The sequence below is a fragment of the Sorangium sp. So ce887 genome (assembly GCF_051521455.1).
Taxonomy (GTDB): domain Bacteria; phylum Myxococcota_A; class Polyangia; order Polyangiales; family Polyangiaceae; genus Sorangium.
This window is the reverse complement of record NZ_CP150354.1, coordinates 10,825,747-10,839,399: the sequence shown is the minus strand read 5'-3', so window position 1 is coordinate 10,839,399 and position 13,653 is coordinate 10,825,747. Positions and strand designations below refer to the sequence as shown.

Here is a 13,653-nt window from a genome sequence, read left to right as displayed (position 1 = left end):
CGCGCGGGCGACCGGGCGTTGTAGCTCAGAAGGGCAACTCATCGTCAACCCCGGGCGCGGAGCACCAGTTGCGAGCTGGGCAAGATCTGGAGTGAGGAAGACCTCGACGGAGAAGGCGAGCCGGCGGTCGGGTTCGAGTACGCGCTCCAGCCGGATCAGTCCGCCGCGGTGCCGGCGTGGGCGAGGACGAGCCACAAGGACGCGGAGCACCCGGGCGATCCGATCGTGACGGTGACGTTCGCGGACGGGCTCGGGCGGGTGATCCAGACCAAGAAGGACCAGGAGCGCGACACGGGTACGGGCACCGAGGTCGGGATGACGGTGAGCGGGGCGGTGCGGTTCGACGCGCTCGGTCGCGTGGTGGAGCAGGGACAGCCGGTGTTCAGCGTGGAGCCGGACACGGCGTTCACGGCGGTGGAGATGGTGCGGAGCACGCACTTTCAGCACGATGTGCTGTCGCGGACGCGGCTTGTCGAGATGCCGGACCCCAAGGCCACCGCGACGGCTGGGTATGCGCGGACGTGGGTCGAGCACGACCTTGTGCAGCTCGACGGGCAGCTGTTGTTCCAGGAGACGGTGATCGACGCGAACGGCAAGTCGCGGAACACCTACCGGGACGTGGGCGGGCGGATCGCGGCGGTCGAGGAGTGGAACACGATCGACGAGGTGGGGCAGCAGATCGTGACGCGGTACGAGCACAACCCGGTGGGCGAGCTGGTGCGGGTGACGGACGCGCGCAACAACGCGACCACGGCGACGTACGACACCGCGGGCCGGATGGTGGAGCTCGTGAGCCCGGACGCGGGGCGCACGGAGTGGCGGTACGACCTGGCCGGGAACCTCCGCGCGAAGCAGACGGCGGAGCTCGCGTTGAGCGGTCAGCTGATCCGGTACGAGTACAACCACAACCGGCTGTGGAAGATCGACTATCCGGTGACGCAGGACGTTGTGTACACGTACGGCGAGGCCGAGGAGGCCGGCGACGCGAACGGCAACCGCGCGGGGCGGATGAAGCAGGAGACGAGCGCGGCGGGGACGCGGAGCTACCGGTATGACCGGTTCGGCCATGTGGCGGAGCTCGTGGCGGAGTTCCCGCGGCTGCGCGAGCCGCACCGGGGGCCGTACCAGGCGACGCTGAAGTACGTGTTCGATTCGCTGGGTCGGATGCAGGAGCTGCACTTCCCCGGTTCGGGCGAGGAGATCGTGCGCTACGGGTACGACCGCGGCGGCGCGGTGGTGTCGGTGGTCGGGGAGAACCAGAAGGTCAATCCGCAGCACCCGAATGAGCCGATGACGACGGAGTACCTGAGGCATATCGGGTACGACGAGTTCGGTCAGCGGGTGCGGGTGGTGGCGGGCAACGGGATCGAGACGAAGTACCGGTACGAGGCGTCGACGCGGCGGCTATCGGAGGTGGACGCGGACCACCGGACGCCGCAGATGCGGCAGATGGGGCGGCCGCCGAGGGCGTTCCAGCGGCTGCGGTACGATTATGACCTGGTGGGCAACGTGCTCGCGCTCGACAACGAGGCGCCGTTCGACGCGTCGCCGGGCGGAGCCGTGATGGTCGCGACGACCGAGCAGCGGTTCGCGTACGACGACCTCTATCAGCTGACCGAGGCGTCGGGGATCTACCAGGAGCGGGGGAACGAGCAGCAGCGGTACACGCTGGAGATGGACTACGACGTCCTCGGGAACGTGAAGAAGAAGGGGCAGGAGGTGGCCCGGTACGTGCCGAAGTGGGGCGCCCCGGGGGAGTGGCAGAAGCAGGAGCCGATCCGGGAGAGGACGTACCGGAACGAGTACCGCTACACCGGTCCGAGGCCGCACGCGGCGAACCAGGTGGACGAGTACGTGGTGGCCGAGACACAGCCGCGGCTGCGGGAGCTGTTCTACGACGCGAACGGCAACCACAAGGAGCGGAAATACCGGGGTAGCCCGCAGCGCACGTTGAGCTGGGACGAAGACGGGCGGCTTGTGTCGGTGAGAGAGAACAACCAGGAGATGTCGCGGGCGCTGTACGACGGCGCCGGGGAGCGACGGGTGCACCTGCACCGGGTGGCCGGCGAGGAGGAGACGGCGTACGTCGACCAGCACCTCGTGGTGCGCAACGGGGTGGTGGCGACCAAGCACCTGTTCGCGGGGGAGACGCGGCTCGCGAGCAAGATCGACGCGGACTGGTTCCAGCGGCCGCCGGTGTTGTACTACCACCCCGACCACCTCGGCAGCACGCAGTACGTCACCGACCAGGACCAGCAGCTGAGCCAGCACGTCGAGTACCTGCCGAGCGGAGAGCTGTGGACCGACCAGACGGACTCGCAGTTCCAGAACCGGCAGCCGTACCTGTTCACCGGCAAGGAGCTCGACCTGTCGACCGGGCTCTACCACTACGGGGCGCGCAGCTACGAGCCGCGGCTCGGGGTGTGGATGAGCCCGGATCCGATCCTCGACCAGTACATGGCCGGCAGGATCAACGGCGGGGTGTACCGGCCCATCAACCTGGGGCTGTACACGTATGCCAGCAACAACCCTGTGGTCCTTATCGATCCGACCGGGCAGTTTGATGATGCGACCCGGAAGTTCCTTGCCACGGCGCTTGCAGCGGCACTGCTCGAACCGACGCCTGTCGGAGAGCTGGTCGTTGCTGGTGCGGTCGTTGTAGGATCCATAGGCTACGCGGGCTACCTGATCTATGATGCTGCCGCCAATGGGAACCCTCCCAAGCCCCCCGAGTCGCTTCCTATTCCCGAGGACACGCCCCAGGATGTCGCGGTGCCATCGCCGCCGCCCGCGGCGGGAGGGGGCGGGGCGAAGGAGCCTCCGAAGCCCTCAACGGCCGTTGCTGCCGAGCCACCGGAGGAGCCGGCAGGCCGGGGAGACCAATTCTTCAAAGGAAAAGTCGATCCGTTCTCATTAAACCCAACGCACGAGCTGACGCATAGCAGGCGAGTGTATGGTAAGCTCAAGGGCGATATTGCGAAGAACGGAATCAGTGAGTCTATAAAATTCGTTGAGCACAACGGAAAGCGATATGTTGTGGATGGACACCACAGATTGCGTATTGCGAAAGAATTGAAAATTCCGGAGGTTCCTGCTGAGCAGGTTGGTTTGCCGTATCGTGGTTATAAAACAACCAGTGACCTTGTGGGGCACTGATTATGGCTGTTTGGCAATGCTCGTTTTTGCTTGTGCCAGACACGGAGCGCGAATGTGACTCTGGGATTCTGGTGGAAAAGTTGGAAAAAGGAAGCTTCTGGGCAAGCGAGGTGCCTGACGAAGAGATTCGGCGAACGGCGGAAAATGTCCTGGGAAAGAGTCCAGCTTGGTCTACAGAGGTGGACATCTGGGGAGACGAGAGCTCGACCTGCCTGAAGATGATCCAAGAGGATGGAAGAGTCGTCGAAATAATATTTCGTGTCGATCTGAGAAACATACAGGAAGCCGACTTGGTACGGCTACTCGATTGTTTTCGCCAGGCGCATGTTATGTTGATCGATGAGGGTGGGCGGCGATGCGAGCCAACGCTCCCGTCCGTTCGCGATGCTCTGGCGGCATCACCGGCTTGGAGTTATGTTCAGGATCCAGGAGCGTTTATCGCGTCGTTGCCGGTGTCAGGAGATTGAGTGTTGCTGGACCGTTCAAACCGCGGAAATCTGAACAGTCCGGCCGACCCCTGAGCGGGTGGCCGGGCTGCCCGGCGGCGCCTACTTCTTCTTGCTCTTCGGCCCCCCGTCGTCTCGCGGAGACGGTGCTCGCCGGCCGGCGTGCTCCTTGGCTTCGCGCAGCCGGTAGCTCTCCCCCTCGATCGCGATAACGTCGGCATGATGGATCACCCGGTCGATGAGCGCGGTGGCGCACGTCGCGTTCTGGAAGACCGTCGGCCAGTCGGCCAGTCGCTAAACGCGAGATTGGTGGTGAGAACAAGGCTCTTCTTTTCATACCGCCGACTCACCACCTGAAAGAGCAGGTCGGCGGTGCGGTTGTCGAAGGCGAGATAGCCGACCTCGTCGAGCACGAGCAGGCTGATCTTCGCGTAGTGCTTCAAGCGACGGTCGAGGGCACGTGAGGACTCCTGTGAGCCCAGATCGAGCAGGAGCTGCGCGGCGGTGACGAAGAGGACCGAGTGGCCCATCAGGACGGCCTGGTGCGCGAGATTCTGGGCGATCATCGTCTTTCCCAGGCCTTGCGGGGCAGCGAGCACGATGTTGCGCGCGGCGGCGAGATAGCCGCCGCCGAGCGCGTGGTCGACGACCTCGCGGTCGATCTTCGTCGGCCAGGCCCAGTCGTAGTCGATCATCGGCTTGAAGCGGCCGAGATGGCTGTCCGAGAAGCGCCGCTCCAGGCGTGCGCCTCACGCGGTCCTTCTCGTCGAGATCGACGACCCGTTCGAGCAGCTGCACCGGGCTCCAGCGCTCTTTCGTTGCCAGGGCGATGAGATCGCCGAGCCCCACGCTGGTGGCGCGGAGCCCGAGGTCGTCAAGACGCTCTGCGAGATCACTCATGAGGCTCCTCCGGGTCCCTGGCGCCGAGCGCGTCATAGCGGCCGAGCGCGTGCGGCGTGATCCGGAGTCCGTGGATTCGCGGATCGTCGGACATGACATGTTCGAGCGGCGGCGGGGCCCCGGCGGCGCGCGTCGCCTGATCGAGCACGTGCGCGACCGACTGGGCCGAGAGCGCGCCGCGCCCGAGCGCGTCGGCGATCGCGCCATCGAGGGTCGGGGTGCTGCGTGAACTCCCCGGCGAAGTGCTTGACCTTTCCGTGGAAGATGCTCTGCAATATAGTTCCAAGGTCAAGAAGCTTCTGATCGACGGAAGGTTCTCCAAATGAGCTAGTTTAGTGCTAAAATCCGAGTCGCCTGCCTGATTGAGTCTGCGGGCCTCAGTAGGTATATGGATTCCATTCACCTGTTCAAAGCATCCGATTTTTCTGAGGCGATGAGGCGTGCGGTAGAGATGGGCAAGGTTCACGAGCAGGAGTATCTCAATGCCGAAGGATGGCGTGTTAGATGGGTTCTCGCCTCCATAATTTTATTGGATTTGATCGGTGATGAGCTGACGGATGGGGCGGAGGTCTACTCAGAACCCGTGGAGATAAACGCAGATGAAGCTGTAGGCTTCGATCATCAATTTTTTCCAGATAAATCTGAGCCAACGCAGACCATGTAAATCGCGCTCCTCGGTAGAATCTTATGCGCGCCGAGCGGCACCCGTTGGGCAGCGCGATCGCATCGTCTGTCCGCCGCTGCGCGTGGCGGGTCGTGCGGTGCTCAACACCGGCAAGGGATTCGGATCGAGCGCGTCATTCTCGCTGCCGGAGGCGCTGCGGCGGGTGGAGCACCGGACGGTGCGGCTGAGCGGCGAGCTTGCGTCGCTCACGTTCAGCGCGGGAGACGAGGAGGAGTGGTGGCACCTGGTTCCAGGCCGACTCAGTAAAGGCAGCGCTGCGGTGCATGGGGCGCTTCATCCAGGAGAACGGTGGAGCCGTCTTCTGATCAGAACGCGTGCTGAGATATGGATACGTCGGAGAAGGCAGTAGCGTTGACAGGTAGCGAGTCCGCGTTGGTGGTCGCGGCGCTGTTCGCACTGGCGGAGTGGCCGTTCACGAACGCGAAGGCGAAAAGCTTGATAGGAACGGACAAGAGTGCAGGTGAGCGCCTGAGCGAAGTGCTGTCGGCGCGATGGATACGGCTTCTTGAGGGCGCTGGATTGTGGAATCGAGGCTCGGCGTGGACCCCTGAATTGATCGCAAGCAGAGCTGCACTACGTCCGGCTCTGACGCTGGACGCAACGGAGATTCCCCTCGCAGCTGCCGCTCTTGAAGCCGTGAATGAGGAATTTTCTGGCGACTGGGATGAGTTCTGTACCGTCGCGCCTGGAGCACTGCAGTGGTATCCGCTAGGGCCGCAAGATGTGCCGGCGCTGGCTGGTCGATTGAAGGCAGTGTTGCCGGGCTGAGTCCGATACAGCGCGCGAGAGCGAAGCTGTCGGGCGCCCCGAGGCCGGTGCGACCGAAGCGGTGAGCGCGCGATGGAATCACCCGAGCAGGGGACGCGGCGCGGCGCTTGCTCGGAGTGTGTTGGAGGTCGCCGTCGCAAGCGACGTGCCGCGAAGTGGGCCCCTCTTGTGTGCGCCCCCGCGCTGTCCGCCGCAAGTTTACAGAGTGTAGACGGCCATCACGACCCGCGGGTTCAGGACGCGATCTCGCCACCGGCTGACGAGATCGCGCCCGGGCTCCGGGTCGTCTCCGCCGCGGCCTGGGCGCGCGGCCTTTCTTCTTCAGCCGCTCCTTGTCGCGCCACGAGTCGGCGTCGATGTCGAGCACGTGGCAGTGCTGGGCGAAGCGATCGATGAGCGCACCGAGGCACGGCGCGTCTCCAAATACCGCGCCCCACTGCTTGTGGGAGAGATTCGTCGTGATCACGACGGCGCGGCTCTCGTGCCTCTTACTGACGATGCGAAACAAGAGGTCCGCCGCGCTCGCGTCGCAGTGCACGTAGCCGAGATCGTCCAAGATCAACAGATCAGGCCCGGTGTATCGGCGCAAGCGCCGCTCGCACGGCAACTTCGGCTCGCTCGTGCCCCCTGGGCGCGAAATCCACGCTCATGGCAGGTGCAGGGCGTCGGCGACTTCGATCACGATCGCCGCGACGACATCGTCTGGCGGCACACGAATGGCCAGGTCGGCATCTGGCTGGTGCACGGCGCGCACTTCTGGGCGACGTGTCCCCGCGCCAGGTCGACAACAGCTGGGTGATCAAGGGTCTGCTCCACGACGCCGGGCGATAAGTCGTCGAGCCGGGCCCCCGGTGGCCCGTGGGCCCCTCTCACAGAGCCGGACGCGCGGGCGCTCTTCGCCGCGCGCTCGGCCGCTCAGCTGCCCTGGTCGGCCGCGTGGGCGCCGCTGGCCAGATCGTCGGTCTCGCCGGGCGCAAACCCCACGAGATCGGGCTCGGCCGAGAGCGCCACGCCGAACCGGTCGAGCACCCCGCGACGCACGCGCCGCGCGAGGTCGAGGAGCTCCGCCGCGGTGGCTCCGCCGCGGTTGACCAGCGCGAGCGTGTGGCGCGTCGAGATGCCCGCGGCGCCGTGGCGCGTCCCCTTGGCGAAGCCGGCGCGCTCGATGAGCCAGGCGGCCGACAGCTTCACCCGGCCGCCGCCCGCCGGATACCGCGGGATCGCCTCGCCGGGCGCGAGCACGCCCGCCGCCTCGATGCGCGCGAGCACGCCCGCCGCCGCGCCCGCATCGAGCGTCGGGTTCATGAAGAACGACCCCGCGCTCCGGCCGTTCTCGTCCCCCGGATCGAGCACCATCGACTTGCCGCGGCGGAGCGCGATCACCGCGCTCCGCACCTCGGGGAGCGGCGGCGCGGCCCCCGCCGCAGGCGCGGCGAGCGCCCGCTGGAGCTCGGGGTAGCGGACCGCCGCGGCGCCGCCGGGGCGCAGCGCGAACGTGACCGCCGTGATGACATACCGCCCGCGCCACGCGCGCTTGAACCGGCTGTCGCGGTACCCGAACCCGCAGTCCGCTCCGGAAAGGACGGCGGCCGCCCCCGTCGCGCGGTCGATCGCCTCCACCTCGGCGATCGTCTCGGCGACCTCCTGGCCGTAAGCGCCCACGTTCTGGATCGGCGTGGCGCCGACGTCCCCAGGGATCCCCGACAGGCACTCGACCCCCGCCCAGCCCTCGGCGACCGCCCGCGCCACGAGGTCGTCCCAGCCCTCGCCCGCCCCCGCGCGCACGAGGAGGCTCGGGCCCCGCCCGCCCTCGCCGCCCTTCGCGCCCACGACCTCGACCCCGCGGACGCGCACGCGCAGCACCAGCGCGTCGACGCCGCGGTCGGCGACCAGCAGGTTCGAGCCGCCGCCCAGCACGAACAGCGGCACGCCGCGGGCCTCGGCGAAGCGGAACGCCTCGACCACCGCGGCGTCGCCCTCGGCCTCGGCGAAGAAGCGCGCCGGGCCGCCCACGCCGAGCGTCGTGAGCGGGGCCAGCGGGACCGACTCGCGGACCTCGAGGCTCAGGGCTTCTTCTCCGGTCCCTGCGGCCGCGCCGCGCCGCGCGCCGCCGGCTTCTGCGCGCCGCTCGCCGGCGGCGCCGGCCGCGTCACCCGGATGCCCGCCATGAAGCCGCTGTCGACCGCCTGCACCCGCTCGACGAACGCCTTGTACTCGTCGGTCGACACCGTCCCCGTCGGCAAGCTCATCGCGAAATCCTCCTCGATCACCGCGCCGTAGCTGCCGTTGCGCGACGCCGCGAGGCCCGCGTGCTCGACCCGTACGCCCTCGGGCGCGCGCAGGACCGCGTAGCCCGCCGGCAGCTCGATCCGGCGGCGCATGTGGTACTGGAGCGCGGTCTCGATCGAGAGCGCGCTCTTGCGCGCCCCGCGCGAGGCGTACGTGGCGCCGAGCGTGCCCGTGAACGCGCGCGGGAACACGAGGTGCACCGGCTCCAGCCCCGGCAGCGTCCACGCCGCGGCGTCCTTGCCCTCCGGCCGCGCGAAGCCGTGGATCGTCACGGCGGCGCGGAGCGCGACCTCCCACGAGCCCTCGGTCGACGAGACCGTGACGTCCTCGACGTCGGCCCACGGGAGCCAGCCGAGCACGACGCCCCGGAGCATCTCGCGCCGCGCCGTGCCGACCACCGTCTCGAACGCCTCCGAGAGCGCCTGCGCCGCCCGGCCGTGCAGCAGAATCGTGAACGATCCCGAGGCGTTACCCTGCGCGTCGACCGTGAGCCGCAGGTCGACCTCGTCGCCGGTCTCGCCGCTCGTCCCGGCCACCGTGACGAGCTCGCCGCTCGGCAGCATGGCGGCGCGGCCGCGCAGCTCGGGGCTGATGCGCCCGGGCGGGAGCGGCGGGCCCTCGACGTCGGCGTCGATCCACACGTCGCCGCCCGGCAGGCGCGCGATGACGAGCGGGTGGCGGAAGCGCCCGGCGTGCGGCGGGAACTCGGCCGACGAGCTGAACGGCTCGGTCTCGGCGATCGCGAGATCGGCGCGCACGCCGAGCTCGCGCAGGGCGCGGTAGACGACCCACGACCGGCTGCCCTGGCCGAGCTCGATCATCGCGCGCGCCGTCGTGCGCTGCGGGCCGCCGCCCATGAGCGCCGCGAAATCCGAGAGCTCGGCGCCGCCGGCGACCTTCACCGCCTTGCCCGCGGCCGCGACGACGCGCTCGAGCAGCGCGGGCGACGGCGCCCGCTCGGGGCCCGCCGCCTCCCGCGCCCACCGGGTCATGTACGGGTCGCGGTCCGAGAGCGCGCGGAGGTTCTCGTCGATCGCCGCGGCCACGTGGCTCCAGGTCTGCGTCCCCAGGCTGACGCCGACGCCCATCTCCATGCGCGGCACGCCGTCCTCGATGCGCCGCGGCGGCTGGTCCTTGATGCGCCAGACGCTGACCCTGGAGGCGCCCTCGACGCGCTCCTCCGCGGCGCCGAGCAGCGGGTGCGACCAGACAGCGAGCGGGAGCGACGACGGGCGGCGGACCTCGATCGCCGCCTCGCGGACGCTCGTGCGCTCGGGGAGCAGATCCCACGTGTCGATGACGAGCTGGCCGCTGTCGCCCGGCAGCGCGTACCCCTCGGTGATCTGCTCGACGTAGTCGCCCTGCTCGAGCTGCGAGAGGTCGCTGTGCTCCTGCGCGGCGTTCGACGCGGCGTCGGGCGCGAGGATGCGGCCGTCGCGCTTGTGGATGCGGCGGCGCAGCAGCCGCGGCATGCCGCGGCCCTCGATGAGCGGGCCGTAGGCGACCGCGCCCTGGGCGACGTCCGTGGTGCCGGAGACGCGCCGGAGGTCGTACGTCACGTAGTGGACGAGCCCGTCGGGCGAGATCGTGAACCGCTCGACGTGACGGAGCACCGCGGTCGCGGCGCCGGGGAGGAACGCCTTCGCCTGGTCCTCCAGCACGAGCTTGCGCCCCTCGACCTCGAGCGGCGGCGCCGGGTCCGGCGTGAGGCCGAGCGCGCGGGAGATGGGGCCGATCCCGGCGGCGGCGTCGCGCGCCGTGATGCGGTCGCGTGCGAGGCGGCCCCGCACCGCGCGGCCGTCGCCGCGGCCGGCGGCGAGGCCGAGCGCCTCCAGCATCACGCGCTCGCCCGGCGGCATGGCGTCGTACACGGCGAGCGCGCCGCGCAGATCCCCGCGGGCGACGCGCTCGCGCAGCTCGACCTCGCGCAGGGCGCCCGGCGCGCGGCGGAGCCGGCGCAGCCGCTGGATCTCGGCGAGGACCGCGGGGCGGTCGCTCGCGCCGAGGAGCGCGCCCAGGCACGCGTTGCTCGAGCGATCGAGCCCGCCGCCGCAGGCGGCCCTGACCGCGTCGACCCCGGCGCGGCCGTGGATGTGGTCGTCGACCGCGGCGAGCAGCGCCGAGCCCGGCGCCGCCGCGGCGAGCCTTGCGTACGCGGCCTCGGCGACGTCGGTGACGCCGGCGCGGCGGGCGGTCACCGCGAGCTCCGCGAGGACCATCCGGTCGGCGCCTGCGACCCCGGGCGCGCTCGGGCCGGCCGGGCCGGGCGCGGCGACCTTCACCCCGAGCTCCCGGAGCGCGTCCATGGTGCCCTCGCCCTGGCCGCCGCGGCGCTCGGCGAGCTCCGCCCGGTAGAGGCGCGCCTCCCACGACGCGGGCCACGCGGCGAGCACGCGCTCGACGGCGGCGCGGGTGCGCTCGACGACCTTGGTCTCGGGCAGATCGCCCACGCGGCGGATGGCGCGCGCGTAGAGCAGATCGTGGCGCGGCGAGCGCGGCGCGGAGGCCGGCGACGAGCGCGGCGCGGAGGCCGGCGAGGGCGCGCTGCCCTGGCCGAGGCGGCCGTCGCCGTCCGGGTCGAGGAGGTGCTCCGCCGCGCGCGCGTCGCCGAGCGCGAGCAGCGCCGCGGCCGCGACGTCGACGCCCGCGGGGCCGAGCCGCTCGCCGGGGGCGCGGCCCGCCGCCGGGGCCGGGACGAGGCTCACCGCGGCGGGCCGCGCCGCGGTCGCGGACGCGGCGGCGCCGGGGCGCGGCGCGCGGGCGCGGAGCGGCAGGCCGTTCTCGCCCCACGCGCTGAGCTCGACGTCGCTGCCGTCGCCCTTCTGCGCCACGCGCACGACGACGCGCAGCGTCCCCGGCTGGGCCTCCACCGTCGCGAGGCGCGTGACCTGCGCGCCGCCCGCCGCGTAGTCGCGCTGGAGGGCGAGCACGCCGCCCACCTCGAGCACGGCGGCGGACGACGAGGCGAGCGCGAGGCTCACGCGCTGGGCGATCGGGTTGTGGAGGTCGACGACCACGGCGCGCGTGCCCTGGAGGGCGCTCACCGCGTCGACGGGGATCGCGCAGGCGTCGGCGCGAACCACGATCGGCGAGGTGGCCCTCGCGAACGGGGCGATCCCCGGGTAGGACCGCGCGAGCGGCGCGCCCGGCGCGGAGCTCACCGGCGAGGGGCGGGCGAGGCTCTGGAGCGGGGTCGGATCGAGCGGGCCTATGAGAGCGGCCTCGCCCGCGCAGCCGCGGCGCGCGCTCCACGTCGCCGCCGCGGCCTCGTCGCCCACGTGGAGGGCGATGCGGTGGAGGGCGGCCGCGAGCGCGCCGCGCACGAACGGCATCTCCGGCGCGCCGCGGCCGGCGACGTCGGCGAACGCCCAGGCGCGCTGGAGGCGGCGGGCGACCTCGGGGAGCGCCTCGCGCGAGCGGAAGGCGATCGCCGAGGCGTCGGCGGCGGGGCCGCTCGCGGTGCCGGCGCCGAAGACGAGCGCGTCCAGCGACGCGATCACGGTGGCGAGCGCGCCCTCGTCGCTCGGCGCGTCGACGGCGCGCTCGATGGCGGCGAGGTACGGCGCCGCCGCGGCGGAGCTCGCGATCTCGGCCTCCAGCGCGGCGCCGAACGCGGCGGGGAGCGGCGCCTCGACGGCCGCAGGCGCCGCGGCCCCCCGCGGCGCGCACGCGGCGGGCGCGGCGCCGGCGAGCGCCAGGGCGAGCGCCAGGGCGGCTTGGCGCGCGACGGAGGCGCACCCGGCTTGGCGCGCGACGGGGGCGCACCCGGCGCGGCGAGGGCTGCGAGGGCTCGCCGCGCGCTGGCCGACGTTCCTGGGGCTGCGGGGCTGGGTGGTCACGATCGGCGTCTCCCGGCGCCGCGCGCGGCGGTGCCTGTCCGCCGTTCCTTACGGGCCTGGGATCGCCGACGCAAACGCGAACTTCGGGGCGGCGGCGCGGTCCGCCCGACCCGCGAGGCCGGCCTCGTGTCCTTGGATTCAGCCCGAGCCGCCCGCCGGGGGCCTCGGCGCGGCGCCTCCGGCGGGGGTGCGCGCCGGCGCGCCGGACGACGCCGCGTCGCTCGCCGAAAGGCGCCTCATGCAGAGCTTGAGGCCCGCGCGGAGGTTCCCCACGGTCGCGATGCCCGACAGGTCGAGCCCGAGGGAGACCATCGTCTGCGCCACGTTGGACCGGATGCCCGTGATGACCCCCTCGGCGCCCAGGAGCCGGATGGCGCGGACGAGCTCGATGAGATAACTCGCTGTCTTCGTGTCGACGAACTCGACACCGGTGAGGTCCAGGATCGCGAAGCGGGCCTGCTTGTCCACGATGGCGGCCAGAAGGTCGTCCATCACGTCGGCGGCCCTCTTGCTGTCGACGACGCCCACCATCGGGAGGGTCAGCACGCTGTCCCAGACCTCGATGATGGGCGTCGACAGGTCGCGGATCACGCTTCGCTGGCGCTCGATGATCTCGATCCGCGACTTCAGCTCGTCTTCCCTGAGCTTCGCCTCCGTGCCGTCGAGCGTGAAGCTGACCGCGCCGTCGGGCTCCCCGCGGGCGTCGCGGATCGGGACGACCCACGTCTCCCAGGCCATCCCGAACGCCTCGACGTGGGTGCGGACGAGCTCGCCCCGGACCGCTCTTCGCATCGGCTCCATGTCCATCGGCGCGGGGGGGTCATCGAACACGTTCATTCCGACGAACTGGCCCGGCTTCAGGCCGAGGGACGGGAGCGTCTTGCCCTCGTGGAAGGTGCAGAATCCATCGCGATCCATCCGGGTCACGGACGTCTCCACGGCGCCGAGGATGGCCCGGAGGATGACGTCGCTCTCCCTCAGCACCTCGACGGCCTTGACCTGCTCCGTGACATCCTGCCCGAAGCAGAGCAGCCGAATCGGCTTGCCGCCGTCGTCGACCACGGGCGCATGCCGCCACTCGCACACGATGGTGCGCCCGTCCTTGCGGGCATGGGTGCAGCGCAGCGGGGCGCTCGCCCGCCCGAGCGAGCGCCGCCAGGCCTCGGCGTCCGGACCGCTCAGGATCGTGTCGGTGAGGCGGCGGCCCACCGCTTCGTCAGCGGTATATCCAAAGAGGCGTTCCGCCTCGCTATTCCACTCGACGACCACGAGATCGTCGAGATCTCCCTCGCACTCGATCACCGCGAAAGGCGCGCTGCGGACAGCGCTCATGTAGCTCGTGGGGAGCCCAGGGGATCCGGGGGCAGTCGCTGTGCTCGTCATCGTTCGTCCTCAAGGTAACGTGGGCCGGCGGCCGATGTCGAGGACGACCGACGAGCGGTCAGCACGGGGGAGAGCGCTGAGCCGAGCGCGTGAGGTGGAATTCAATCGCGTCGACGGGCCCGGGGATCAGGCGTCCTGTTCATCTTCGTGCAGGGAGCTCCCTTCCGCGCGGCGAGGCGCCGGGCGG

9 protein-coding genes and 1 pseudogene are annotated in these 13,653 nt (G+C 70.7%); 3 read left to right on the top strand and 7 right to left on the bottom strand.

Going from position 1 to position 13,653, the window contains the following annotated elements:
• Nucleotides 1-225: 225 nt before the first annotated feature.
• Complete coding sequence (locus WMF36_RS40565; protein WP_437576193.1) at nucleotides 226-3,156, top strand: RHS repeat-associated core domain-containing protein; 2,931 nt, start codon at nucleotides 226-228, stop codon at nucleotides 3,154-3,156.
• A 548-nt stretch (nucleotides 3,157-3,704) separates the two neighbouring features.
• Here the strand turns inward: WMF36_RS40565 and WMF36_RS40560 are convergent.
• The 3 genes from WMF36_RS40560 to WMF36_RS40550 all read right to left on the bottom strand — a co-directional run bounded on the left by WMF36_RS40560 (nucleotide 3,705) and on the right by WMF36_RS40550 (nucleotide 4,824).
• Nucleotides 3,705-3,842 (bottom strand): ATP-binding protein, encoded by a 138-nt coding sequence (locus WMF36_RS40560; protein ID WP_437582018.1) that lies wholly within the window; start codon nucleotides 3,840-3,842, stop codon nucleotides 3,705-3,707.
• Nucleotides 3,830-4,297: an ATP-binding protein gene (locus WMF36_RS40555; protein WP_437576192.1), complete on the bottom strand. Its 468-nt coding sequence runs from the start codon at nucleotides 4,295-4,297 to the stop codon at nucleotides 3,830-3,832. Before WMF36_RS40555 ends, WMF36_RS40560 begins: the two co-directional genes overlap by 13 nt.
• 197 nt (nucleotides 4,298-4,494) lie before the next feature.
• Nucleotides 4,495-4,824 (bottom strand): hypothetical protein, encoded by a 330-nt coding sequence (locus tag WMF36_RS40550; protein WP_437576191.1) that lies wholly within the window; start codon nucleotides 4,822-4,824, stop codon nucleotides 4,495-4,497.
• 66 nt (nucleotides 4,825-4,890) lie between these two features.
• Between WMF36_RS40550 and WMF36_RS40545 the strand changes: the two genes are divergently transcribed.
• Both WMF36_RS40545 and WMF36_RS40540 read left to right on the top strand, forming a co-directional pair.
• Nucleotides 4,891-5,166, top strand: a complete 276-nt coding sequence (locus WMF36_RS40545; protein WP_437576190.1) for a DUF4288 domain-containing protein — start codon at nucleotides 4,891-4,893, stop codon at nucleotides 5,164-5,166.
• 345 nt (nucleotides 5,167-5,511) lie between these two features.
• Nucleotides 5,512-5,955: a hypothetical protein gene (locus WMF36_RS40540; protein ID WP_437582061.1), complete on the top strand. Its 444-nt coding sequence runs from the start codon at nucleotides 5,512-5,514 to the stop codon at nucleotides 5,953-5,955.
• Between the two features lie 331 nt (nucleotides 5,956-6,286).
• On the opposite strand, the pseudogene WMF36_RS40535 reads toward WMF36_RS40540, so the two are convergent.
• From WMF36_RS40535 to WMF36_RS40520, 4 genes and pseudogenes are all read right to left on the bottom strand, one after another.
• Nucleotides 6,287-6,544, bottom strand: a pseudogene (locus tag WMF36_RS40535) (ATP-binding protein); the annotation flags it as partial.
• A 326-nt stretch (nucleotides 6,545-6,870) separates the two neighbouring features.
• Nucleotides 6,871-8,022 (bottom strand): UDP-N-acetylmuramate dehydrogenase, encoded by a 1,152-nt coding sequence (locus tag WMF36_RS40530; RefSeq protein ID WP_437582017.1) that lies wholly within the window; start codon nucleotides 8,020-8,022, stop codon nucleotides 6,871-6,873.
• Nucleotides 8,019-12,083 carry a hypothetical protein gene (locus tag WMF36_RS40525; RefSeq protein WP_437576189.1) on the bottom strand — a complete coding sequence of 1,355 codons (4,065 nt, stop codon included), beginning with the start codon at nucleotides 12,081-12,083 and terminating at the stop codon, nucleotides 8,019-8,021. The genes WMF36_RS40530 and WMF36_RS40525 overlap by 4 nt, the downstream gene beginning before the upstream one ends.
• A gap of 138 nt (nucleotides 12,084-12,221) precedes the next feature.
• Complete coding sequence (locus tag WMF36_RS40520; protein ID WP_437576188.1) at nucleotides 12,222-13,466, bottom strand: PAS domain S-box protein; 1,245 nt, start codon at nucleotides 13,464-13,466, stop codon at nucleotides 12,222-12,224.
• Nucleotides 13,467-13,653: the final 187 nt, after the last annotated feature.